The 22,173-nt window shown below is 59.4% G+C and carries 25 protein-coding genes; 10 read left to right on the top strand and 15 right to left on the bottom strand.

What is annotated here, in order from left to right; translation table 11 throughout:
- Nucleotides 1–122: 122 nt before the first annotated feature.
- Nucleotides 123–1,445: an MFS transporter gene (locus tag EZ242_RS13195; protein ID WP_135285646.1), complete on the top strand. Its 1,323-nt coding sequence runs from the start codon at nucleotides 123–125 to the stop codon at nucleotides 1,443–1,445.
- Here the strand turns inward: EZ242_RS13195 and EZ242_RS13190 are convergent.
- The 4 genes from EZ242_RS13190 to EZ242_RS13175 form a co-directional block, all read right to left on the bottom strand.
- The gene (locus tag EZ242_RS13190; protein WP_135285645.1) at nucleotides 1,363–3,000 is read right to left on the bottom strand and encodes a hypothetical protein; all 1,638 of its coding nucleotides are present in this window, start codon (nucleotides 2,998–3,000) and stop codon (nucleotides 1,363–1,365) included. The two genes, EZ242_RS13195 and EZ242_RS13190, sit on opposite strands and share 83 nt — an antisense overlap.
- Before the next feature lie 72 nt (nucleotides 3,001–3,072).
- A complete protein-coding gene (murI, locus tag EZ242_RS13185) occupies nucleotides 3,073–3,885 on the bottom strand; it encodes a glutamate racemase (RefSeq protein ID WP_135285644.1) in 813 nt (270 codons plus the stop codon).
- A 39-nt stretch (nucleotides 3,886–3,924) separates the two neighbouring features.
- The gene (locus EZ242_RS13180) at nucleotides 3,925–5,466 is read right to left on the bottom strand and encodes a fumarate hydratase (protein ID WP_135285643.1); all 1,542 of its coding nucleotides are present in this window, start codon (nucleotides 5,464–5,466) and stop codon (nucleotides 3,925–3,927) included.
- Nucleotides 5,467–5,649: 183 nt separating this feature from the next.
- Nucleotides 5,650–6,735 (bottom strand): helix-turn-helix transcriptional regulator, encoded by a 1,086-nt coding sequence (locus EZ242_RS13175; protein ID WP_167784760.1) that lies wholly within the window; start codon nucleotides 6,733–6,735, stop codon nucleotides 5,650–5,652.
- A 469-nt stretch (nucleotides 6,736–7,204) separates the two neighbouring features.
- Here EZ242_RS13175 and EZ242_RS22675 point away from each other — a divergent pair, with 469 nt between their 5' ends.
- A complete protein-coding gene (locus EZ242_RS22675; protein WP_135285641.1) occupies nucleotides 7,205–7,453 on the top strand; it encodes a response regulator transcription factor in 249 nt (82 codons plus the stop codon).
- A gap of 40 nt (nucleotides 7,454–7,493) precedes the next feature.
- Here EZ242_RS22675 and EZ242_RS13165 read toward each other — a convergent pair whose 3' ends face one another.
- A complete protein-coding gene (locus tag EZ242_RS13165) occupies nucleotides 7,494–9,044 on the bottom strand; it encodes a PKD domain-containing protein (RefSeq protein WP_135285640.1) in 1,551 nt (516 codons plus the stop codon).
- A gap of 1,017 nt (nucleotides 9,045–10,061) precedes the next feature.
- Between EZ242_RS13165 and EZ242_RS22535 the strand changes: the two genes are divergently transcribed.
- From EZ242_RS22535 to EZ242_RS13150, 3 genes are all read left to right on the top strand, one after another.
- Entirely contained in the window at nucleotides 10,062–10,823 is a 762-nt protein-coding gene (locus EZ242_RS22535; protein ID WP_135285639.1) for a tyrosine-type recombinase/integrase, read from the top strand.
- A gap of 20 nt (nucleotides 10,824–10,843) precedes the next feature.
- Complete coding sequence (locus EZ242_RS22530) at nucleotides 10,844–11,161, top strand: tyrosine-type recombinase/integrase (RefSeq protein ID WP_135285638.1); 318 nt, start codon at nucleotides 10,844–10,846, stop codon at nucleotides 11,159–11,161.
- A 220-nt stretch (nucleotides 11,162–11,381) separates the two neighbouring features.
- Complete coding sequence (locus EZ242_RS13150) at nucleotides 11,382–11,582, top strand: hypothetical protein (protein WP_135285637.1); 201 nt, start codon at nucleotides 11,382–11,384, stop codon at nucleotides 11,580–11,582.
- A 1,511-nt stretch (nucleotides 11,583–13,093) separates the two neighbouring features.
- Here EZ242_RS13150 and EZ242_RS13145 read toward each other — a convergent pair.
- The 3 genes from EZ242_RS13145 to EZ242_RS22040 form a co-directional block, all read right to left on the bottom strand.
- Nucleotides 13,094–13,519: a hypothetical protein gene (locus tag EZ242_RS13145; RefSeq protein WP_135285636.1), complete on the bottom strand. Its 426-nt coding sequence runs from the start codon at nucleotides 13,517–13,519 to the stop codon at nucleotides 13,094–13,096.
- Nucleotides 13,520–13,620: 101 nt separating this feature from the next.
- Nucleotides 13,621–13,890: a hypothetical protein gene (locus EZ242_RS13140; protein WP_135285635.1), complete on the bottom strand. Its 270-nt coding sequence runs from the start codon at nucleotides 13,888–13,890 to the stop codon at nucleotides 13,621–13,623.
- Nucleotides 13,875–14,039, bottom strand: coding sequence for a hypothetical protein (locus EZ242_RS22040; protein WP_167784759.1), 165 nt, complete (start codon nucleotides 14,037–14,039; stop codon nucleotides 13,875–13,877). Before EZ242_RS22040 ends, EZ242_RS13140 begins: the two co-directional genes overlap by 16 nt.
- A gap of 440 nt (nucleotides 14,040–14,479) precedes the next feature.
- On the opposite strand from EZ242_RS22040, the gene EZ242_RS13135 reads away from it, so the two are divergent.
- Nucleotides 14,480–15,022, top strand: a complete 543-nt coding sequence (locus EZ242_RS13135) for a hypothetical protein (protein ID WP_135285634.1) — start codon at nucleotides 14,480–14,482, stop codon at nucleotides 15,020–15,022.
- A gap of 452 nt (nucleotides 15,023–15,474) precedes the next feature.
- Nucleotides 15,475–15,978, top strand: coding sequence for a hypothetical protein (locus tag EZ242_RS13130; RefSeq protein WP_135285633.1), 504 nt, complete (start codon nucleotides 15,475–15,477; stop codon nucleotides 15,976–15,978).
- A 344-nt stretch (nucleotides 15,979–16,322) separates the two neighbouring features.
- On the opposite strand, the gene EZ242_RS13125 is transcribed toward EZ242_RS13130, so the two are convergent.
- Nucleotides 16,323–16,814: a hypothetical protein gene (locus tag EZ242_RS13125; RefSeq protein WP_135285632.1), complete on the bottom strand. Its 492-nt coding sequence runs from the start codon at nucleotides 16,812–16,814 to the stop codon at nucleotides 16,323–16,325.
- Between the two features lie 190 nt (nucleotides 16,815–17,004).
- Here EZ242_RS13125 and EZ242_RS13120 point away from each other — a divergent pair, with 190 nt between their 5' ends.
- The gene (locus tag EZ242_RS13120; protein ID WP_135285631.1) at nucleotides 17,005–17,184 is read left to right on the top strand and encodes a hypothetical protein; all 180 of its coding nucleotides are present in this window, start codon (nucleotides 17,005–17,007) and stop codon (nucleotides 17,182–17,184) included.
- Nucleotides 17,184–17,504, top strand: a complete 321-nt coding sequence (locus EZ242_RS13115; protein ID WP_135285630.1) for a hypothetical protein — start codon at nucleotides 17,184–17,186, stop codon at nucleotides 17,502–17,504. Before EZ242_RS13120 ends, EZ242_RS13115 begins: the two co-directional genes overlap by 1 nt.
- A 980-nt stretch (nucleotides 17,505–18,484) precedes the next feature.
- Here EZ242_RS13115 and EZ242_RS13110 read toward each other — a convergent pair.
- Nucleotides 18,485–18,721 (bottom strand): hypothetical protein, encoded by a 237-nt coding sequence (locus EZ242_RS13110; protein ID WP_135285629.1) that lies wholly within the window; start codon nucleotides 18,719–18,721, stop codon nucleotides 18,485–18,487.
- On the opposite strand from EZ242_RS13110, the gene EZ242_RS13105 reads away from it, so the two are divergent.
- Nucleotides 18,720–18,956, top strand: coding sequence for a PxKF domain-containing protein (locus EZ242_RS13105; protein ID WP_135285628.1), 237 nt, complete (start codon nucleotides 18,720–18,722; stop codon nucleotides 18,954–18,956). The two genes, EZ242_RS13110 and EZ242_RS13105, sit on opposite strands and share 2 nt — an antisense overlap.
- Nucleotides 18,957–19,622: 666 nt before the next feature.
- Here the strand turns inward: EZ242_RS13105 and EZ242_RS13100 are convergent.
- The 5 genes from EZ242_RS13100 to EZ242_RS13080 form a co-directional block, all read right to left on the bottom strand.
- Nucleotides 19,623–20,024, bottom strand: a complete 402-nt coding sequence (locus EZ242_RS13100) for a hypothetical protein (protein WP_135285627.1) — start codon at nucleotides 20,022–20,024, stop codon at nucleotides 19,623–19,625.
- A gap of 2 nt (nucleotides 20,025–20,026) precedes the next feature.
- A complete protein-coding gene (locus EZ242_RS13095; protein WP_135285626.1) occupies nucleotides 20,027–20,359 on the bottom strand; it encodes a hypothetical protein in 333 nt (110 codons plus the stop codon).
- Between the two features lie 122 nt (nucleotides 20,360–20,481).
- Nucleotides 20,482–20,883, bottom strand: coding sequence for a hypothetical protein (locus EZ242_RS13090; RefSeq protein ID WP_135285625.1), 402 nt, complete (start codon nucleotides 20,881–20,883; stop codon nucleotides 20,482–20,484).
- 20 nt (nucleotides 20,884–20,903) lie between these two features.
- Nucleotides 20,904–21,083 carry a hypothetical protein gene (locus tag EZ242_RS13085; protein WP_135285624.1) on the bottom strand — a complete coding sequence of 60 codons (180 nt, stop codon included), beginning with the start codon at nucleotides 21,081–21,083 and terminating at the stop codon, nucleotides 20,904–20,906.
- Nucleotides 21,084–21,305: 222 nt separating this feature from the next.
- A complete protein-coding gene (locus EZ242_RS13080) occupies nucleotides 21,306–22,091 on the bottom strand; it encodes an alpha/beta fold hydrolase (protein ID WP_135285623.1) in 786 nt (261 codons plus the stop codon).
- Nucleotides 22,092–22,173: the final 82 nt, after the last annotated feature.

The following is a 22,173-nucleotide window of genomic DNA, read 5'->3' as shown; positions in this document are numbered from 1 at the left end:
GGTGGGGGCCACGCACGCCGACCACGCTGCTTTCCGCGAGCCTTCATCCCAACCTTCCCCCAAGAGGGGGAAGGTGCCAACCACCCGCGCAGCTCAGCGCATCGCGGCTATGCTCCGGGCCCATGCCCTCCGCCGCCCACCCCGCGCTCAATCCCGGTGTCCGTCGCCGCGAGGTGTTCGGTTGGGCCATGTACGACTTCGCCAACTCCGGCTACACCACGGTCGTCATCACGGCGGTCTTCGCCGCCTACTTCGTCGGCGGCATTGCGCAGAAAGCGAGTTGGGCCACGCTGGCCTGGACGGCGTCGCTCAGCCTGTCCTACCTCATCGTCATGCTCACGACGCCCACGCTGGGCGCGTGGGCCGACCTGCATGCATCCAAGCGGCGGCTGCTGATGGTCGTCACCGTGGGCTGCGCGCTGGCCACCGCCGCCCTCGCTTTCGCCGGGCCGGGCAGCCTGGCGCTGGCCATCACGCTGCTGGTGGTCTCCAACGTCTTCTACTCCTGGGGCGAGTCCCTCATCGCCGCCTTCCTGCCCGAACTCGCCCGGCCCGAGGACCTGGGCAAGGTCAGCGGCTGGGGCTGGGGCCTGGGCTACCTGGGCGGCATGCTCACGCTGGGGCTGTGCCTGGCCTATGTGCTGTCCGCGCAGGCGCGCGGCGAGAGCGCGGACGCTTTCGTTCCGGTCACCATGGTCATCACGGCCTGCATGTACGCGGGTGCCGCCGGGGTCACCTTCGCCCTGCTGCGCGAGCGCGCGCAGCCTAAACCCCAGGCCCTGCACGAAGGCGGCCTGCGCGCTTCCTTACACCGGCTGCGCCAGACCTTCGCGCAGGCGCGCCGCTACCGCGACTTCATGTGGCTCATGGCCTGCGTGGTCTGCTACCAGGGCGGCGTGGCCGTGGCCATCACGCTGGCGGCCATCTATGCCGAGCAGGTCATCGGCTTCCAGCCGCAGGAAACCATGGTGCTGATCTTCGCGCTCAATGCGGCAGCAGCGACCGGCGCCTTCGCCTGGGGCTACCTGCAGGACCGCATCGGCCACCGCCTGGCGCTGGGCGGCACGCTGGTGGGCTGGGTGGCCACCTGCGTCATCGCGGCGCTGGCGGTGAGCAAGGGGCAGTTCTGGGTGGCCGCCGCCATCGCTGGCGTCTGCATGGGGTCGAGCCAGTCGGCGGGGCGGGCCATGGCGGGCCTCTTCGCGCCGCCCGAGCGCCTGGCCGAATTCTTCGGCCTGTGGACCTTCGCCGGGCGGCTGGCCAGCATCATCGGCCCCTTGAGCTACGGCCTCATCACCTGGGCCACGCAAGGCAACCAGCGCATCGCCATCGCGGCCACGTCGGTGCTCTTTATCGGGGCGCTCATCTTGCTGATGAAGGTGGATGTGCGGCGGGGGCGGGCTGAGGCGCTTGCGGGGGGCGCAGGGGCGGTGCGAAGTGGGTAGGGTCCGTGGCGCAGCGGAGCAATTCCAGGCGCAGCTTGGCGGCGTGTGATTCGATGAAGGTTGGGGTCGTCCAGTTAATCGCTTCTTCTTTGTCGTGCTCGCGCCAGTCGGGCTTGCGTGCCCAGAGCGCGCGCAGCAGCAGGCCTCGGTCTTCAATGGCGTGATCGAGGTCGGGGCCCTGCAGCCGTTCCAGGCCGGCCGGGTTCCTCGCGGAAGCATGGATTTCATCCTGTCGGGTGGTGAGGACGCTCAGAAAGGCGGAGTAAAGCGCATGGCGCAGCCTGAAGGTGTCTTCGCGCGCCGTGTCCCTGCGCAGTACATTCCAGTCACGAGCGAACTCGTGCCACATGGTGACTTGCTGGGCGGGCGACACGACGCGGAGGATGTTCTTCTGCAACGTCGTCACGGTTGACTCGTAGGCGTGCCTATTCACCGCCGGATCGGCAGGAGTCGAACGCATGGCCCCGCGGATCAGTGCTGCTGCTTCACCTCCGCAAGCGAGCAGTTTCTGAAGCGCAAAACAACGAAGGTCCAGCTCAGCTTGAGACAAGGGTGCAGTGGGCTTCAGGAGCGACTGAGCTTCGACCAGACGTTCCTGGGGCGTCATCAATTCGTAGAGCGCGCGCAGGCACGCCTCCCTGACGACCACATAAACCCGGCGCGCTTCACCCTGCTGCCGAGGCACGCGCGATACGTTCTTGCAGCGCGCGAGCAGCGTCATCCTGTCCTCGGAAGTGCGAGTGGAGAGCAGGTCCTTGAAGCGGCTGACAACAACTTTTCGATGCGCGACGGCGCTGCCCACCGACGCGAGCCGGCATGTCTGTGTGAATAGACGGTCGTAGTGCTCCTTGGCTGCACCGGCCGGAAGGCCGCGAAGCCGACTGATCTCGTCCTGCCAGGTCGGCGCCGCGCCGCTGCCGGTCGCGGCTTCGGTCGCGGGTGCCTGGGTGGCGGGGCCGGACACCGAAGCAGTGGGGGGCGCGCCTTCCTGCGACGGGGCATCTCGCTGCGCTGGTTCAGGTACGCGGTCGATGGCGCGCGCGACAGGGTCCGGCTCCAGCGGGGGTGGACCGGATTCGGCTTCATCGCTGGTGGCTGTCCGCGACGCGTCGGCGGCGCCGGCGCTCGCCGGGAGCGGCTGCGGCTCGGGTCGGGCACGCGGAAGGTTGTCCTGCCAAGCCATGGTCAACAGCGCATCCGCGGCATCGACGAGGTGGTCGGAGATGACTGCTGCGTCGGATGCAGTGGGAGAGGTGGGCTGCGAGCGCTCCCGCTTTGTGCTTCGGAGAGGTTCGGCGACGTCATCGCGCTCGCGCTTGAGGCTGGCCCGTGCCGTGCGGGTGGCCAATAGTGGGGCCGCGTCGGTCGGGCTGGACGTTCCGGCCAGTGTCCAGTGGCGCGGAGAAGTCGCCTGTGGATCCCCGGTCGCCCTGCGCGCTGCAAACGGGAACGGTGAGGAAGACGAGGAAGACGAGGAGGAAGAGGAGGAAGAGGAGGAAGAGGAAGGCGGGATCGCTGTGCGCGAATAGACCCCGCTGCGGACGATGTCGGACATGAAGGCTACTGGCTGGAAGTACGGCCTGCAAATGCAGGCGGGCGGGCCGAAAAGCCTAGGGCCGCATGCCCTTCAACAAGCTGTCGATGAAGTGGCCGCCCACGCTCCTAGCCAGCGTGCCGCGGCGGCCTGCAAGGCGTGCGGCTCGCCGGAGCCGAGGAGCGTCACCTTTCCGGGCGCTTCGGTGTCCGTGCGCAGCGCGCCGCTCTCCAGCAGCCGGTTCACCTGTCGCGCCACGGGTTCACCTGTCTCCAGGATGCCCACCCCGTCCCCCACGAGCCGCTGGAAGGTGGCCAGCGCGAAGGGGTAGTGCGTGCAACCGAGCACCAGGGTGTCGATCTGCCCGGGTTCATGGCCGAGTGCGCCCAGGGCTTGCACGTAGCGGGCGCAGAGCGCCTCGACCTGCGACGCGTCGTCGCGCTCGATCGCCGCCGCGAGGCCGTCGCAGGGCTGCAGCCGGATGTCCGCGCCGGGACCGAGCGAAGCCAGCAGGCGCTTGAATTTGTCGCTCGCCAGCGTGCCGCGCGTGGCCAGGACGCCGACGCGGCCGGTGCGGCTGGCCTGCACGGCCGGCTTGAGCGCGGGCTCCACGCCCACGATGGGCAGATCCGGCCAGCTCGCGCGCATGCGCGCGATGGCGGCGGCGGTGGCGGTGTTGCAGGCCACCACCAACAGCTTGATACGGTGGCGGGCGATCAGCTCGCCCGCGATGGCGAGCGAGCGTTCGATCACATGGTCTTCGGTCCGCTCGCCGTAAGGCGCATGGCCCGTGTCCGCGAAGTACACGAAGTCCTCGGCGGGCAACGCGGCGCGCAAGGCGCGCAGGATGCTCAGGCCGCCGATGCCGCTGTCGAAGACGCCGATGGGAGCGCGCGTGCCGGACATGGAGGAAATAGGCGCACCGTCACGAGCGCGCCCGGGTTCTCAGGCTGCCGCGACCGGGATGTTCTTGAACTCGCCCGTGGCGATGCGCTTTTGCCACTCGGCCGGGCCGGTGATGTGCGCGCTGGTGCCGCCCGCGTCCACCGCCACGGTCACGGGCATGTCCTGCACGTCGAACTCGTAGATGGCTTCCATGCCCAGGTCTTCGAAGCCGACGACCTTCGCCGTCTTGATGGCCTTGGACACCAGGTAGGCCGCGCCGCCCACGGCCATGAGGTAGGCGCTCCTGTGCTTCTTGATCGCCTCGATGGCGACCGGCCCGCGCTCGGCCTTGCCGATCATGGCGATGAGGCCGGTCTGCGCCAGCATCATGTCGGTGAACTTGTCCATGCGCGTGGCGGTGGTGGGGCCGGCAGGGCCCACGGCCTCGTCCTTGACCGGATCGACCGGGCCCACGTAGTAGATGACGCGGTTGCTGAAGTCCACCGGCAGCTTCTCGCCCCTGGCCAGCATGTCCTGGATGCGCTTGTGCGCGGCGTCGCGGCCGGTGAGCATCTTGCCGTTCAAAAGCAGCGTGTCGCCCGGCTTCCAGCTCGCGACTTCCTCGCGCGTGAGGGTGTCCAGGTTCACGCGCCTGCTCTTTTGCGTGTCGGGCGTCCACTGCACGTCGGGCCACAGGTCCAGGCTCGGCGCGTCCAGGTACACGGGGCCGGAGCCGTCCATCACGAAATGCGCGTGGCGCGTGGCGGCGCAGTTGGGGATCATGGCCACGGGCTTGCTCGCCGCGTGCGTGGGGTACATCTTGATCTTGACGTCCAGCACGGTGGTCAGGCCGCCCAGGCCCTGCGCGCCGATGCCCAGCGCGTTGACCTTCTCGAACAGCTCCAGGCGCAGTTCCTCGGCCTTGCTGGCCGGGCCGCGCGCCTGCAGCTCGTACATGTCAATGTCTTCCATCAGCGACTCCTTGGCCATGAGCATGGCCTTCTCGGCGGTGCCGCCGATGCCGATGCCCAGCATGCCGGGCGGGCACCAGCCCGCGCCCATGGCGGGCACGGTCTTGAGCACCCAGTCCACCACGGAGTCGCTCGGGTTGAGCATCACGAACTTGGTCTTGTTCTCGCTGCCGCCGCCCTTGGCCGCCACGGTCACGTCCAGCGTGTTGCCGGGCACCAGCTGCGTGAAGATCACGGCCGGCGTGTTGTCGCGGGTGTTCTTGCGCTCGAACTGCGGGTCGGCCACCACGCTGGCGCGCAGGGTGTTGTCGGGATGGTTGTAGCCGCGGCGCACGCCTTCGTTGATAGCGTCCTCCAGGCTGCCGGAAAAGCCCTCGAAGCGCACGTCCATGCCGATCTTGAGGAACACGTTGACGATGCCCGTGTCCTGGCAGATGGGCCGGTGGCCCATGGCGCTCATCTTGCTGTTGGTGAGGATCTGCGCAATCGCATCCTTGGCCGCGGGGCTCTGCTCGCGTTCGTAGGCACGGGCCAGGTGGGCGATGTAGTCGGCGGGGTGGTAGTAGCTGATGTACTGCAGCGCGGCGGCGATCGATTCGATCAGGTCGGCTTGCTTGATGGTGGTCGGCATGGTGTTCCGGCGGTGATGGAGGGGCTCGGCGCCATTATCCCAAAGGCGGTCGGGCTGGCCGTGCCACGCTTCGACGGCACTTGGAACGCTTGGGGGCACGCTGCTGCAACGCTGTGCACCTGTACAAAACCAGCACAAACCGAGTGCGACTGCCGCATGGGTCGCCCAGAGCGCCAAGGTGCGCTATTGAGCTTGTTCCTGATTGGTCGCGCCCATCGAGATCGCGGGTAGCGACAGAAGCATCTGCGTGAGATCAACTTGCCGGCGTACTCCGGCCTTGTGCATGATCTCTCGCAACTGGGCTCGCACTGTCCAGACGCTGACCGCACGTGCGCTCGCGATCTGCTTGACGCTGTGACCATCCATAAGAAGGCACGCTACGTCAGCTTGGGCAGGGGACAAGTTCAACAGCTCCTGCATGAGATCCGGCGAGGGCCGTTGCCCATCGATTCGGCTCAAGTAGAGCAGCGTGACCCCGGAATACATCGTGATAGGAACGGCGCGAAGCCACCACTGAGAACGTCCGGCCTTCACCTTTATAGATGTGCCTGTGCGGGTCGCGGCAGCACTCAAAACCCGCCTCAGAACCAGATCCATTTCGGGGTCACGAGACCGCAAACTCCCAGCGTGCAGTTCGAATGGCGTGCCGAGTTTGAGCTGGGCTTCTCCCTTTTGATTCGCCAGGAGAAGCTTGCCCGTCGAACTGACGGCGAATACGGGCCACTGTAAAGCGTCAAGAGCGGCGATAGAGAGCCCCTTCGCGAGCTCTGCCTGCCGCAAATCCGATGACAACGCAGAGGCGCGGCCGATGTGCGTCGCCAGTCGCCGGAATGTCGATCCGGCGCTGTGATCGAAGCGCCGGTGGTCAGCGGGACGCTGCAGGCTAAGAGCCGTACAGCTCACTTTATCAACGTGCACCTTGCCGCCCGCGACGTATCGAATTCCGTGCCGTACTGCGAAATCCATGTATTCGGGTTCGGGCGTTGTGGCCGGATCCACTACCGACTCGCAGTCGAACCAGGCGCCGGGGTGCGCTGTCCGCGTGACCCGGAGAGTTGGGTCAATTGCCCAGTAATAGTCCCGGTACAGCTTTTGTGCTTCTGGGTCGTGGTTCAGCGCGCGAATCTCGAAAACACCGTCGAGGTTCGCGGTCGTGCGAAGGATTGCAACTCGCGGACTGTCGAAGGCCCTGCTGATCCCAGCTAGTGCCGCGGGCCACTGCTCATCGTGCGATACGGCCTCATATAAAGCAGAGATAGTGGAGTCCATCAACTTCTGATGAGTCGGCATGCTAACTACCCTTTGCGACACGGGGCTGGAACACGTTGAGCATAGCCGTCAATTACAAGAGGGGCAATCCATGCTGCTGGCTTAACAGCCACCGAACTCATCGTCAACTCATGTCGCAGTCCCCCGACCACCGCCAAAAAGGCGTCGAAAGCTCGTCTGATGTGATGCAAACGACAAATCGGCGAGCAAACGGATGCTGGGGCCAGGCTAGAATTAGTTTCGGGCTGCTCGTTCTGCTGCTTGATAAGCACCCTTCTGCGGAGCCACATCATTTCTCCGAGAGGTTCGTGGCTTCTGATCCCTACTACCAAGAATTCCTCATTTTCTATGGCTCCCGCTGGCTGCTTGAGAATGAGTCACGGCGGGATCGGCGTCTGTTCCTCGTGACGGTGAAAGGAGGGAGGAGAGCGCATTTGCACGACTTGCGCGGTTCGCCGCTAACCGCTGCTTGACGCCTGCGGAAACCGAAGTGCTCGGCCTACTCGCTGAAGGGATGGTGGTGAAAGCAATTGCTCAGCAACGCTCTTGCTCTCCGTACACCGTTCGGGCGCAGCTGGCATCATTGCTGCAAAAGACTGGCTGCCATTCCCAGCGCGAGGTGTTGACGAAGTTGGGTAAGCACTTAACTAGTTTGATTTCCATGGAACCATCGCGCGAGAGACGAGTCCTGTTTCAATCCGCATCGGCACGAAGGTGAATGACGCCACAGGCGTCATTCACCTTCAGCACGTCGCAACTTACGGTTGCGCCACTGAGTTCACCGTTTGCCCGCTATCGACCGCGTTGCCAGTGCGCGAGTGCGGTACCTGTACCTTGACGGAGCCCGTACAGGCACCTTCCTGGTCCGTAGCGCGGAAGTGGATCGTGTACACGCGACCGTCACCCGTACCCGCGCGTTCAGAACGCAGGTTCACCGTATCAGCTTTCTCACCGACAGTGATAGTTGCATCCGGTGCCGTGTCACCATCACCCGTGCCATTGATCGGCTCGTCTTGCGTCACACCAGTGATGCGGAGCGTGAAGGCCGTTGCATCGGGATCCGTGATGCCTTTGATCGTCACAGGCACCATGCGGTGATCGGGCGGCCACAGCTTCGGAACACTAGGCATCGCGAGCGAGCAGTTGGGCGGATCGTTGGCGTTCAGCACGTTGACCGTTGCATCTGCCGTTGCAGACCTGGGATTCGCAGCGTAGTTGTCCGTTGCTGTCATACGGAACGTCAGCGTTGATCCCCCTGCGTTGACCCATGGAGCAGTAAAGGACGGAGTAGCAGTATTTGCGCCGTTGAGCGTCACCGTCGGCCCAGTAAGCTGCGTCCAGGAGAAGCTAACCTGATCACCATCAGGATCAGTCGTTGCGCCACCGTTCAACGTAGCTGGCGTGCCCTCGTCAGTGGTGACTGGCACGCCTGCATTTGCTACGGGTGGGTTGTTGGCCGTGATCGGGATTGTGATTGTAGGTGACGTGCCGCTCAACTTGCCGTCAGAGACCGTCACCTTGAACGAGACGCTACCACCCCCGACTGGAGCAAGGAAGCTTGGAGACACTACGTTCGCGCCAGGACTCAACGTGACTGTTGGTCCACCAACCTGCTGCCACAAGTATGACGTGATGGCGTCACCGTCAGGGTCGTAGCTTGCGCTCGCATTGAGCGTCTTCGTAGCGCCTTCGCGAACACCAGTTGCGTCACCAGCATCACCAATTGGAGGGTTGTTCTGCTTGACAACTGTCACGTTTACGGTGTCTGGTTGGCTTGTAACTCCGCGTGAGTCCTTAACAATCAACTGGAAGGTCAGCGTTGTATTCGCATTCACGACTGGGGCGATGAATGACGCTGATGCGTTATTAACGTCGACTATCTGTACTTCTGGCCCGGCGGTCTGACTCCACAGGTAGGACAACGATAGATTGCTGGGGCTAGAGCCCCGCCCGCTCAACTGGACTGGTTGTCCTGAATCTACCGTTTGGTCCGAACCAGCATCTGCTATGGGTACTTGAACTTCTCCGGTCTGCGTCATATTTCGGACACCTATATAGCCACCAGAAAACCGAATCGCGGCTATTTGTGCTGTGGAGTATGAGAAGCCGATATAGCTGGGTGCGGGTAAGTAAGTTGCGTTGTTGGGTAGGTTAATCGTCTCGATTACGTTTCCGCTCGCATCTAATGCTTGGATGGATGTTGTGTAGCTGCTGCAGGCACCAACCCAATTGACTTCAGCAAGGAATCCGGAACGTCGTTCTGGAAAACTCAAGGTCATGTAACCAACGCCCGTGTTCAAGCCGAGCATTGGTGTAGTATTCCACTGACCTCGGTCACAAAACCCGTACCCACCAGTCCAACCAAACGCTGAGTTAGAGTGGGTACTAATCCACTTGAAATCAGACGTGACGACTGGTCCGCTCGTAATCTGGTTGTTCGCTGGTATGGGGATCGGGGTCCCACCAGGGAGAGTATTCACGACGGCCGCATTAGCCTGCCATGGGATGACACAGGCAAGCATGAGCCCAGCTAAGTGTTTGAGCATCTCTATTTCCCTAGTTTGAGGACAACATTTTCTCGGCGAGTGTGAGTGCGCTCACAGCTTGTGTGTTCTCGCCCAGCTTGCAGTGATTTGCGCCAGCGTCTCTTAAGGCCTTGGCTTGCATTGCAGTTCCCATGTAGTGCGGCGCGTGAATTGCCAGCAGGCTATCTACTCGAGTTAGTACCGCATTGCAGTCTTCAGTCTGTGCAAATGTTGAATTCCCTGACCAAGCGATTACGCTCCCGAGAACCACCCCGATGAGAGATTTAACTTTCAAAGTGAACTCCATGATTGGTTAAGAGATGCGTTGGGCCTGTTCGGCCTGGCCACGCTTCTGAGCTGGGATTTCCTCCCCACCTCCCCCACACGCAGCTAGGAGCGCTGCGGCAAAGACACTCAGCAATAGCTTCATTGAAAACTCCTTCACCTAACTCTGTCGGGCCAGAAAGTAGATGAGCCTCTAAAAGGTTGAGGCTCGCTTTGCTCATCAGCAGCGTAGTACGCGCGGTGCGCGTCTGCACTTACACGGACTATCGCTTGAAGCTTACGCATTTGATGAGCTCCCGCGAAGCAGGAGAGGTGATCGTCAGACAGTCGCGGAGCAGCCGTCCATAGTTAAAGCGAGGGATGGACCGAGCAGCGAGCGAATCCATGAGCTTCCAATTCCTTGATGCTGTGGATGAACTGGACTGCATGCTGCTCAACTAGCAGCTGCCGTTCCGTTGTGATGAAAACTTCTGCCGACCAGGTTGATGCCATGGCCGCCTGAACGCATCCTCCGTCGTGTTAAACGACATCGAGGATGCAATGGCTCTCACAGAACGCAACGGAATCTGGCACTGGCGCAAAGTCGTCCAGGGCCACACGTTCGCGCGCAGCACCAAGACTGGCGACAAGAAGCTCGCCGAACAGATCGCAGCCCTTTGGGAAGCGGAAGCGATCAAAGATGTCATTCTCAAGGGCACCAAGCCCGTCCTGCTGCACTCGGTCATCAAGGCCTTTCTTGACGCAAGGAAGGGGACGGCAGGGCACGCCAATGCGCAAGTCCACCTAAGGCACTTCCTTGCGTTGCCCAACATACGCATGGGCGACTTGACCCTTGCGCAGCTGCAAGGGGTCATCGAGAAGCGACGCGATGCTGGCGTGTCCCGCAACACGCTAGTCGTGTCCGTCAGCTACTGGAACGCGGTCGTGAAGTTCGCGGAGGAACGGAAGTGGGCGACCGCAGTGAAGCTCCCGCGCATGTACCCGGAGAAGACTCGGCTACGGTACCTGACTGCGAAAGAAGAGGCGGCCTTGTTCGCCGCGATTGATCCGAAGGCCAAGTACCCCGGCAAGTGCACCAGGACGGACAAAGCGCGGCAAGACAACACGGATCTCCTCCTGGCCCTGATCCATACGGGTTGTCGGTATCGTGAGATCGCCCGGATGACGTGGGCCCAAGTAGACCTGGAAAGACGCAAGCTCCGAATCCACCGGCAGAAGGGCGGTGTGGACAATACGCTCGTGATGAGCGATCAGCTCGAAGCGATGCTTTCGCGTTGAAAGGCCGAAGCAGCTGACGGGTGTTCCCTAGCAAGCGCCGCCATAATAATAATTATTCTTGGCTGCGAAATGCACTTGAGCGAGCCGGCATTTCCGGTGATGCGGGCAAGATTACTTTGCACACGGCGCGCCACACGTTCGCGTCGCGCATGCTACAGAACGGCATGTCTTTGGTCGAAGTGCAAGGGCTGCTCGGGCACAAGAATATTCAGTCCACGATGGTCTACAGCCACGTAGAGACCGGCGCAGTCGCGGAGAAGGCCGCCCGCGTCCTTGACGGCATGCAGCAGGCGCACGGGAAGGGCAGTTCCGCTCCGAAGCTATCCGTCGTGAGGTAACCCGACATGCAGCGCCTCCTATTCTAAGTCGCGGTGATCGTGTTGCTGCCGCACCTGCTGCGCTTTATGCAATGGCTGTTGACCGCCGCCTTCAAGCTGTTCCTGTGCTTGTTTGCGCTGGGTTTGCTGATCAAGCTGTTCGAGTAGCTGCTAAACGAAGACAGCGGGTGAACGTTTCGCATGTGCTCGCCGGGTAAATACTGGTGGAGGTATTTACCCGATGCGATACTACGAATTTGCAACGTTCTCCGAAGCAGTCGATTCGGAAAAGCAGGCCATTAAGGCGCAAAAGCAACGCGCGCAAGTGCAGCTGAAGAATGCCAGGCGGCAAAAGGAGCTTGCCAAGCAAGCCGACCTTCGACTGAAGCAGAAGCGTAGCCAAGAGACGCTCTCTAAGATCAACCGCACGCCAGTTTCGTAGCGCGGTTCAGCTCAAGCGGAGTCAAGCAGTCTGAACGCCCTGCAATTAAGTGGCCGTGGAACGTTACTAACTACTCTTTGTACATTTCCATGTTGAGCCTAGTGCCCCACGTCAGATAGGCTTGGGTGGCTTCGCTGTCATGCTCGAATAACAGCTCGTGGACTTCATAGTGAAGGCTCGTGTCGCTAGTCTCTGAGTAGACGTACAGGAACCCCATTGAGCCCAGCCAGTCTATAAACTCGTCGTAAACTGGATCATTCGAAATAAGCTCTGAATTTCCGTTGATGAGGCGCTGCTCTTCAACGCTTATTACAACCGCCATAATCGATTCTCGCATAGGAGCCTGGATCTTTATTGTACGATTAATCCGGCAAATCTGCTCGTAATCTAAGCGAAAGCCAACACTGCCGCTGTCAGCCAGGCATCATGTGAGCAACGCCAGCTTGGGCGGTCACTCCGGCGTTGGCTCCGATTGGCGCTGCGCTTACCCCATGTGGGTCGCGACTCACGAAAATAGAAAGCGGTGCCATGGAATATAAGCTGTATTAAATGGGTGCGGCCAAGCCAGAAGGCATGCGGTCTCCGTGAATGAATTGTATTTGCGCAGAATTCGTGCAGAGTTGAGCGGATTTCCGTAGGAAATGCGTACTTTAAGCAGACGCCGGGATGGCTCGTGTGCAGGTTGACTCGGCAAGCGTCGTTGGTAGCCGTTTGCTAAATAGATTGCAAGCAGCGATCATGGTTGCGTGAGTTTTCAGCGGTGAGCACATGCAGTGCGCTCATAGATGTGAAGCCCCGTGATGCATGATCCGTCACGGGGCTTCTTCCTTTTCGACCTGATCGCTGCTGCCGGTAGTTGCACTTCCGAACGCAGTCCATCCTGACTGCTGTGCAGGCAATAGGGGTCAGTTTCCACGCAAGGTGGTTCTGTGCAAAACGGTCTGGCATATGACCCGTAAAGCGACCTTGCAACCAGCCTGGAAAATAACAAAGCCGCAGGTGATCGCGTTCTCCCGATGCGATCAGTAAACGACCTCCTGAAAAGGGTGAAGACAACCGGAGTTGCTGCACTGCCCATGCAGCTTGGAGTCTCCGTAGCGCCAGCTAGATGAAAACTCGGTCGATAAGTTGGTTAGGGATGCGAAGGTAGTACGGATGGCGCAAAGCGCTGGAACAAGCAGTCTGCATTTTCTGCTCGTTTCGTCTGGTCGTAGCTTCACGTGTTTACGTGTCATGTCTCCCAGATCATCACGGAGTCCTTCAAGAGCTTCATGAACTCTGTTCATGATCGCCGTAGTGTGTCAGGTGGTCGTCGTACTTACCAATGGTATTCGTCAGGTCTTTCCAGGCGCTTGCCAAGTTCGTCCGTTCCGTCCTCTTCACCCTACGGCTTTGTCTATGGATGGCAGACGGACGGATGATGCTCACGAGGAACGACACAACGACAGCACCGCGCGAGAGATCGTCCGATAGGGATGGCAAGCCACGAACGGTTACGCCGGCTTTTCGGGTTACACGGACTGCGGCTCTTTCTTCATTCGGTCGGGGGGCTTGCGTTGGGTAGCCTTGAGCGCGTCGTCAAGTTCGCCGGCATCAACTGCAGTCTTGGCTGCTTCGAGCAGCTTGATGGCGGCTTCGGCATCGGGGACTTGGAACTGCTTGGCGCCGTTCAACGTTAGGGCGCTGTTGGCGTTGCGGAAGGACAAGACGAACGTCCCGTCAGATTGCTTGCGGAACCACTTGCCCTTGTCGGCCCCATCGGCGATCGCCTTGACCGTGGCGTCCACGTGGGCTGCGAACTTGGCACGCATGCGCTCGACCGGATCGGCCGGGGTTTCCGGCTTAGTAAACGGCTGCGCCAGCTTGCCGAGTTCGGCCATGAATCCCTGGGAGTCGGCTTGCGCAGCTGGGTTGATCAGGTTCTTGACCTTGGACATGTTCGATTCACCTGTGGAACGCGGCGCAATCGCCGTATAGCCAATGATTGGTTCACCTGCATGATGAATCAACAAAAGAATGACGCTGCGTTGCAGAGTGGCTAGTAGTCGCCGACCAGCATCACCGTCGTGTAGCTTCGGTCTGCTTCTGTAATCACATAAATCGGCGTCCCGTCTTTCAACAGATACTTGGAAAGAATTCTTCCGCCGTGCAGCAGCGCTTGCTCATTGTCTTGCTTGTCGGAGCTTCCCAGGTTGCCCCAGTCGCCTCGCTGGTGCCGCTTTAGGTACGGCACGGCGCTTGCGCCAATTGAGACGAGATGATCGAGGCAGTTGCGCGTGGCGACTACGCGGCCTAGTTGGACGCGCATTCGGCCTCCACTTGAACGGGGTCGATTTCATTCGACTGCGCGATCTGTGCGACTGCTTCTTGATGCGTTGCCCCGACCGCAATCAATGCCAGGTACTCGGCGGCAAATGGTGCTTTGATTTGCGGGAGATACATCGGATCCTCTTGCATGCGTGCGATGCAGACGGAGGATGCGTTCTGGTCTCACGTGGATCAACTTAAGTTCTCGAACTTTGGGGTGGAGGCATGTCGCGGCCGTTCAGCTACTGAAAAAATGCTTGGCTGTTGCGTATCGGCAACACAAGGCGATTGCTTTGCTCGCCGGAAACTGGCATGCGCCAAATCAATTTGGCAAGTGCCTCCCGAGTGAAAACCTCCAAACTTTCGAGGATCGGCGCGGAAACTCCTGCCAGAAGCGCGACGTGGCGTCAACGGATTCCGCTTGCCTTTTAAATGGGCGTTCCGTAATCTGTGTCCATCCCAGCGACGCGAATCAATCGCTCGAGTGCGGAAGCATCCGAGTCGAGCGCTAGCTTTGCCCATTGCAATCTCAGGTCTGTGTGCCGTCGAGAGGGGATGACTTTGTTTTAATTTTCTGAAAGGAACCAACCATGAGCACGGCAACTGCAATCGCTTCCAACGGTACGCAATCGGACGGGCAAGTAATCGACATCAACCAACTGATCGCGGAACGGCAGCAGCTGATCAGCCAGCAAAAGGCCATCGAAGATCAGCTCGCAAAGCAGGCGGACCAGAAGGGCAAGATCATCGCTGCGCTGCGGCAGCAGGACCGAGACAAGTACGCAGCGCTGGGCCTGAAGCCGCAAGACGTGTGGCACGACCTCACCAAGCCCGCCGGTGAGAACACGACCGAGTCTGCGCCTAAGCAGCAGCCGCAGGATGCCAACGGCAAGGTGCCGCGTAAGAAGCCCGGTGAGATGCAGCCGACGCATAAGTGGACCAGCCCGGAAAGCGGCGTGACCTACTACTGCAATGCTCAGAGCCGGGGTAAGCGGCCTGACTGGATGAAAGTCAATGCGAAGTATGTTCTAGACGCCGACAACAAGGTCCGCTACGACGTGATGGATCCTTTCACCGAGGCAGACGTATGGCACTGGCGCGAATCGCTGAAAAAAAAAGCTCGTCGTACGTAAGGAAGTCGGATCGGCCCTTGTGGACGGGCGAGGACCCCAGCGAGTGGAATCCCGCTGAGCGCTATCGCTTCGATGAAGGCTATACGTTCAGCGGGTACGAATGGTACGTCAATAACCGAAACGGGCGATCCTACATTCCGCCAGAGCTGCGCGATGAATTCGAGCAGGTGCAGCAAGCGAACGCCGGAAGGCGCTACTAACAACTACGGAATGACGGGGCGATTCGAATGAAATCAATGTGTGACTTGCTGTTGTGTGAGCGCGACGATAACGTTTGAGGCGACGACCGCACCGATCGTCAAGCCATGGGGCTGCCAGACGTGCCTATGGGGCTGTAGGCCGCATGGGCGCGCAGTGCAGGCCGGGCGACCCAAGTAAATATTGCGAGAAAGCAGCTGCGAACGCAGACTGGAGTTCGGTCCAGCGTAGGCCGACATTAAGAGGAGATCAGCATGAAGCTGGCAGACCAAGAGTTGCGCAAGGTGCGCGACGCGTACAACGTACAGAAGAAAACCCAGGCCCGCCGCAAACCGGATCGCAACGGCCACCGCATCCAGGTCACGATGACCTTTGAGGAATGGCTGCAGGTCTGGATAGAAAGCGGCAAGCTGCACTTGCGAGGGAATGGGCGCGGCAAGTTCTGCATGGCGCGGAAGGACGATCTTGGCGACTACGCAGTCGGCAACGTGGTAATCAAGGCCTGCGAGGAGAACAGCCGGGAAGCAAAACTAGGGAGGTCCCACTCCGCTTGCACGCGCGACAAGATGAGCGCGAGTAGGGAAGGCGTCGCAAAGTCGCAGGACCACAAGGACAGCATCGCCGATGCACACTCGGCATTGCCCGTCGTCCGCTGCCCTCACTGCTCCAAGTCGGGCAGACAGGGCGGGGCAATGCGTCGTCATCACTTTAACCGGTGCAAGTCTGGTTGGCATGGGTTGGACATGCCCCAGCGGTAGACTACGAGAATGAAAGACGCGGACGAAGGGGATTCCCACGAGAAGATGCGCGCCAAATGGGCAGCAGAAGTGGGCAGGTTTGTTATGGCGTTTGGCTCTATTGAGGGCAGCACTTACGCTGCGGCACTGTCCCCGCGACCCAATCGCGCAGCCGCTGATCGAAGCGAATCTAGCCCTTCCACCGCGCATTGATCTGCTGACAGGAATTGTGGGGGCACGGAGCGGGTCGCACTGGGCAGCATTCCAAGCGGTGCAAAAAGAATTAAAGCGTTGGCAAAGAAGCGGAACCTAATCGCCCACAATGGGGTTGGACTTGCTGACGGGAAGCTTTGGAAGGCCACCACCTAAATGTCGCCCCGCTTGGCCTTCTGCTTTTCTTTCAACTCGTCGATGAGTCGGCGAGACATCATGCTCAAGCTGCTGGTCGAGATGTCAGATACGAACCGAGAAAGAGTGACCGAGCCTGCCGGCGAATCCGACCTGCATCGCTCTTGTTTGAAAGAGGCGCCAGCGCGAGTACTGACGATCTCTTCTTCGCATTGGAACTGGCTCGAATACTTTGTCAACAGCGCTGCTCTTACGTCGTCGTACCCGTTCGCGGTGAAGTAGAATGAAAATGAGTCCAGCACCCCATCTTTGAAATACACGTAGGGCGTGCTGTACTTGGATTGAATGCCGGCAACTGTGAACCCGTTCAGGTTCGGATGAAGCTGCTTGAAATCGGCTTCTGGCATTCCAAGATAGATGCCTTTAATTTCGATGGTTTGCGCAGAGGCGGCGAAGGAGCAGGCAAAGAGGCCGCACGCAAATACGTGCTTCAAGAATGGCGAATTCATCGAGCAGGTCATAGAGCAATGTTTTGCCAGTGGACGCAACATACTAGAAGCTAGAGCACTACAGCGATAGCTGGTTTGCCCCGCAGACTTTCAACTGCACAAGTAGCGACTTGGTGCTCTGCTAGTAGCTCATCATTGACGGGATGCCCTGCTGCTGGCATGATCGGCGCTCTGCTATTGAAGCTAGAACATGGACAAGGTAAAGCGCTTCTTCGAGTTCCTCTTCAGTAAAGATTCCCTGCTACGACTGCTGATCATCGCTGGCATCTTTGCGCTGCTTAGTGTGTCGGACGGCAGATTCAACATCCGTATCGACCATTACCACAACTTAACATATGGTGGCTTCGACGTCAACGTAAAAGAAAAGTGATGAAAGCAGCGGCGCTCATTCTAGGTCTCGCACTTTCAAGCGTGGGCAGTGCCCAAGCTGCGCTGGCTTATGAGGTTCCTGACTGCGGCACGTGGGTCCGGCAGGACGTTACGGGGCACCGCTGGTGGTTGCTAGGGTTTATCAGCGGCCTCAACTCGGCGCTTCGGCACGAAGTCAAAGAAGACCCTCTGCGCGGAGTTAAAGGGGATCAAGTTCTTCTCTGGATGGACAACTACTGCAAAGCCAATCCGCTGAAGAACATTCACGACGGTACGTACAAGCTTTACGAAGAGCTGCGTCAACGCGCCGGGATTAAGTGAACATGAGTAGAGGTTGGTTCAGACTTGGAGTGTTTGCCACGACGCTTTGGCTGCTAGCGGTGGTAGGCCTCTTTGCTTGGGAGCGGGTACACCTCTTGGGTTGTGGCCTCGGGCCATGGGTTGAATACGGCGGTAGAGACTATTGTGGCTATGTGTTCTGGTATTGGGTGAGTGATCCCCTTGCTCTGTTTGACACAAACTGGCTGACTAAGCATGGAAGCAGCCCCCAGTACCCATACACAGCACTTCCAGACTGGGTGCGGTTCGGAATGTTGCTGGTGCTGCCGCCTGCGTTCTTGTGGGGAGTAGCAGCAGGGCTGGCGTGGGTCAGGAGCGGTTTTGCGCAAGCAACGTAGGCGCCAACCTTCGGAACCAAGGTGGCGACAAGGTACGGGGCTTCTTAGGGCAACTACTAACTGTTCAGGCTACGCTTTTTACACGTGGTGTCTTACGATGGCCCCTTGGCCTTCTTCCTATACATCATCGGAGCGGTAGCCTTTATCGCTGGTCTGAGCGTGTTTGGCGCTTCCAAAGGCGCTATTCACGAGATCGAGGCACTCATGTTCATGGTACTAGGCGCCATTTGCATTTCGGGCGGGGGCATCATTGACGCGGTGAACCGGCTTGGAAAAAGGTCCGCTGTTGAGCCTCAAGCAGCGGGGCCGAGCGCAAGGCACGAGCCAACATGAATTGAAAGTTCGCCATGAGGATGGCGACTATTCGCGGATACTGAAGTGAAAGTCTTTCCGCCAGAGCTGGTGAATCACCATTGTCTACAGCTTGAAGTAGAAGTTCGCAACCAAAGGGTGTGAATGACCAGTGCCTTCTATGTTTCCCGAATTCTTGGCAAGAGGTCAAGCAATGCCGTTCAAAAAGAATGTCTCTTGACTTGGCAGCCACCTGAGTGTGGGCATCAGCGAGCACCGTAACAATAGAACAGCTATGGCTATGTGGCAAGAAAGACCAGATGCCACAAGAGCTTAGGTGATGTTCTTCACACTGGTACGAATGGTGCGTAAGTCATTGCCAAGGTACACAGGTGACCTTTTATTTGAACTCAAGAGAAAATGGACATTCGCCTGGCCGTGCAGGTCGTAGCGCGTGTTGTCCTTGCTGTAGATGGGCAGCGGGTCGTCGTGCTTGATGCTGAACAGGGGCTGGACGCTCACGGCCATCTTCCTGTGCGGCTGTGTGGCCGTGATGCGCAGGATGTTCATGGACATCCTTGATGGTGTTCCGCAGGCAGTCACAACGAATTGTACCGGTGGGGAAGTAGATCCCGTTGAAGAAACGGTCAACACTGCTGGTAGTTCGGGACTTCAGTACGATCCGCTCACCATGCAATACACGTATGTTTGGAAGACGGACAAGAAGTGGACTGGATGCCGGCAGTTAGCGATGAAGTTCAAAGATGGATCGACCTACCGCGCCAATTTCCAGTTCACCAAGTAGGTCCATCGGTGTGCCACGTATGACGACTCATCTCTGCACCGGCAGACAGGCGTCGTCGTGGTCCATTGAAGAGCACCGGACCGCTACCCGCGAGCAGATCACTCACTTGAGGGCTTTAAGGAGCGCTGCCGCCGCGAGCAGGATGGTGGGCGTCAACAGCAGCGCCCATGCGGCCAGCTTCCAGCCGGGGTGCTCCTTGTGCCAGTCGAATTTGGGCATGGGGTTCCTCCAACGCATGCACAGCATTGTCCCTGGCAGGCGTCGTCCACCCCGCTGCTCATCTGTCAGTCGGCCCCTGTCATCAATGTAGGTGAACAGCAGACATGGGCACATCAGTGGTCAGGTTTGTAGCCCATACGTATTCCTTTTAGGTGTTCTCGCCACACCCATGGGGTGCATCTGCAGGTCGTAGCGCGTGTCGTCGCCGTAGAACATGACGCGGTGCCAGTCACGGTGGTCTTCCACTCCTGCTTGTTGATGGTGACGCCGCCTGTACGTTGATGTGCAGCTAGCCGTCGCCCCACGTGTTCGGAAGCTCATGAGCGACTGCAGCGTGTGGTAGACGCCCAGCCCGTCCTTCTTGAGGTATTTGCCTCCCCTCCTGGGCGGTGTAGCCCCCATTCTCTGGATCTTTCGAGCTACAGTGCCGCACGCCATTCGGGCCCGCTACAGACGCTGGAACCGAATGACGTAGCGATCGCCGGTGAGTTCGTGGACTGAGCCTACGAGGTCATCGCGCAGGATGAACTCCTTGCGGATCTTGCTCGCGACCTCTCCGGCCTGCACTCGTCCAATCTGGTCTGTCTTGACGATGACCATTCTCACGCGACTTCCAGCGGCCAAAGCGCGGGCGACGTTCTCACGAAACTCTCTGTTCCCGTGCCCAGCCCAACGTTCGAACGAGTCAGCAAAGTCCATCATGCCGGGCGGGGCGCCGGGCAGGAAATGGTGATCCCAAAGGCTAACAACCAGATCGCCCGAAGGTGTCCACGCTGAAACTGACCATTGGGGGTTGTTTAGCGTTGCGCCGTAGGCTGCGAATGCGGCGTTGATCGCGAGCTTTGCCACGGCTACCTGCGCCGTTTGTTCAACGCGGTCCGCCGTGCCTGCAGCAGCTGCTTGGCTGGCTGGCCAACATAAATGCCACCGATGGCGAGCAACCCGGGGAGCGCGTAGCCAAGCAGGCTTTCCGGTACCCACCACAAGGCGTATGTCGGGAAAGCCTCTCTCAAGCCAGTCAGGGCCGGAAGCTTACTGAGGCTACGACTTGAGTTGATTGCGGTGGTGGTGACCCGACCGATTAAGCCGCTGACGATCAGAAAGCCGCCAAGCGCGAACAAGGACTGTCCAGCAAGAAGAGCAAGCTTGGGTGCCGCAGCAATCTGAATCTTGAGCCAGCTCATAGCTCTACTGTATACGAAGCAGAGATGTGCAGGACTGTGCCTTGTTGCACGGATTCAGCAGACGATGCACGCTCCGGTCACGATGTGAATGGAGTGGCCATGCACAGTCGTGGGCGAGAACACTACTGGCGCTTGAACCGAATGACGTAGCGATCGGCAGTAAGTTCGTGGACCAAGCCGACCAGATCATCGCGCAGGAAGAACTCCTTGCCAATCTTGCTCGCATCTTCCCCCGCTTCAACATGCGCAATCTGATCCGTCTTAGCAACTACTAAGCGAATGCGACTTTCCGCAGCATACGCCTTGCTCAAGTTCTCCCGGAACTCCTTGTTCCCATGCCCCGACCACCGAGCAAAGGAATCAGCAAAGTCCATCATTCCGGGTGGCGCTCCCTTACGGAAGTGGTGGTCCCAAAGACTTACGACCAGTTCGCCTGAGGGCGTCCAAGCGGATACGGACCATTGCGGATTTTTGAGTACGGCGCCGTACGCTGCGAAAGCTGCATTGATCCCGAGCTTCGCCATGTCTGCTCCAGCGCCTTTTTTCACATTACTGAAATATCACCTGCCGCAATCTTTCGGTCGAACTCATTCGAGTCGTATTCCAGTTGATCGGGCGGGCTGTTGTCGTGCGGATCATCCACCAACGTCAGAACGACAAGATGGGCATCCCTACTCGCTATCTGATAGATGACGCCGTTGATGAGGTAAATGGTGTCAGACATAAGCAGCTTTCATGACGCATCCGTCACACCAGCCTGTGTCGTTAACGCCGGCTTCGCGCGATGCGCTCGGGTCGTATAGCCAGCTTACTGCGTACGCGCGGCCTCCGCACAACATCAGCACGCTGCGCTGCACGCTGGCCGAAGCCGCTTGGGCTGACGCTTCCGCTGACTTCTGACTTAGCTTATGTACTGAGTGGTTCCAAGCCCGTTTGGGGAGTCGATTTAGGTCCGTTCGAAGAACGTCTTGATCTCATGGGCAACGTCTTTGGGTCGCACCATGGCCGGTAGATGTCCGCTTCCCTCCAACTCTACGAATTTGGAGTTCGGCAGTAGCGAGTCTAAGTAGTGGAAGTTACGCACATCGAACAGGGCATCTTTTTGCCCGTGTATCAGCAGCGTCGGCAGGGAAAAGGTAGCCAGTCGGGTTGGCCAGTCGATCTTGTCCTGAAATTCCACCATGAACAATCGATCGGCAATATCGGGTGGGGAGCGGAACAGGATGTGCATGCCCCAACGCCGGATGTGATCCACGTCCTCTTCCGGCGTGCAACGCTCGATAAACCAGCGCAAGTGTTCTTCGTGTGTCTCGCCTGGCCACTTGGACGGAGCGATGCGAGTCGCAACGGGCAAGCTTGGGTCGCGGACCTCCCCATGCCCGTTCAAGAGCACCAAGCCGTCGAACCGCTGCGGTTGCTGGACGGCGGCGCGCAGGACAGTAGCCGTCCCGCGCGAAAAGCCGCCCAAGATGCAGCGGTCGATCTGCATCGCGTCCATCACGCGGAAAACATCGTCAACGAGACTTTCGGACGTGATCGCTTCAACTGGAACGGGCGATTCACCGGAACCACGGTGGTCGTACACCACGACGCGCCAAGAGCTACTTAGCAGGGCAACGACGTCAATCCAGTCTTCGAAGTTGCTGATCCAGCCGCCATGCGCCAAAAGCGTCCTCTCCCCGCTTCCGAAGCTAAGGGCGAAAATCTTGTGTCCGTCGATCTGCAGAAACATGAGCGAACCTCGTTCCTGTGCTGGTGCTGGGCGCTAGCCGGCGACCCGCGCTTTTTCAAGGGAGGGTAGCCCGGAGTATTTG

Source organism: Ramlibacter rhizophilus, from assembly GCF_004681965.1.
In the GTDB taxonomy this organism is placed as follows: Bacteria; Pseudomonadota; Gammaproteobacteria; order Burkholderiales; family Burkholderiaceae_C; genus Ramlibacter; species Ramlibacter rhizophilus.
The sequence above is the reverse complement of the archived record's forward strand: the minus strand, read 5'-3'. Positions and strand labels throughout refer to the sequence as shown.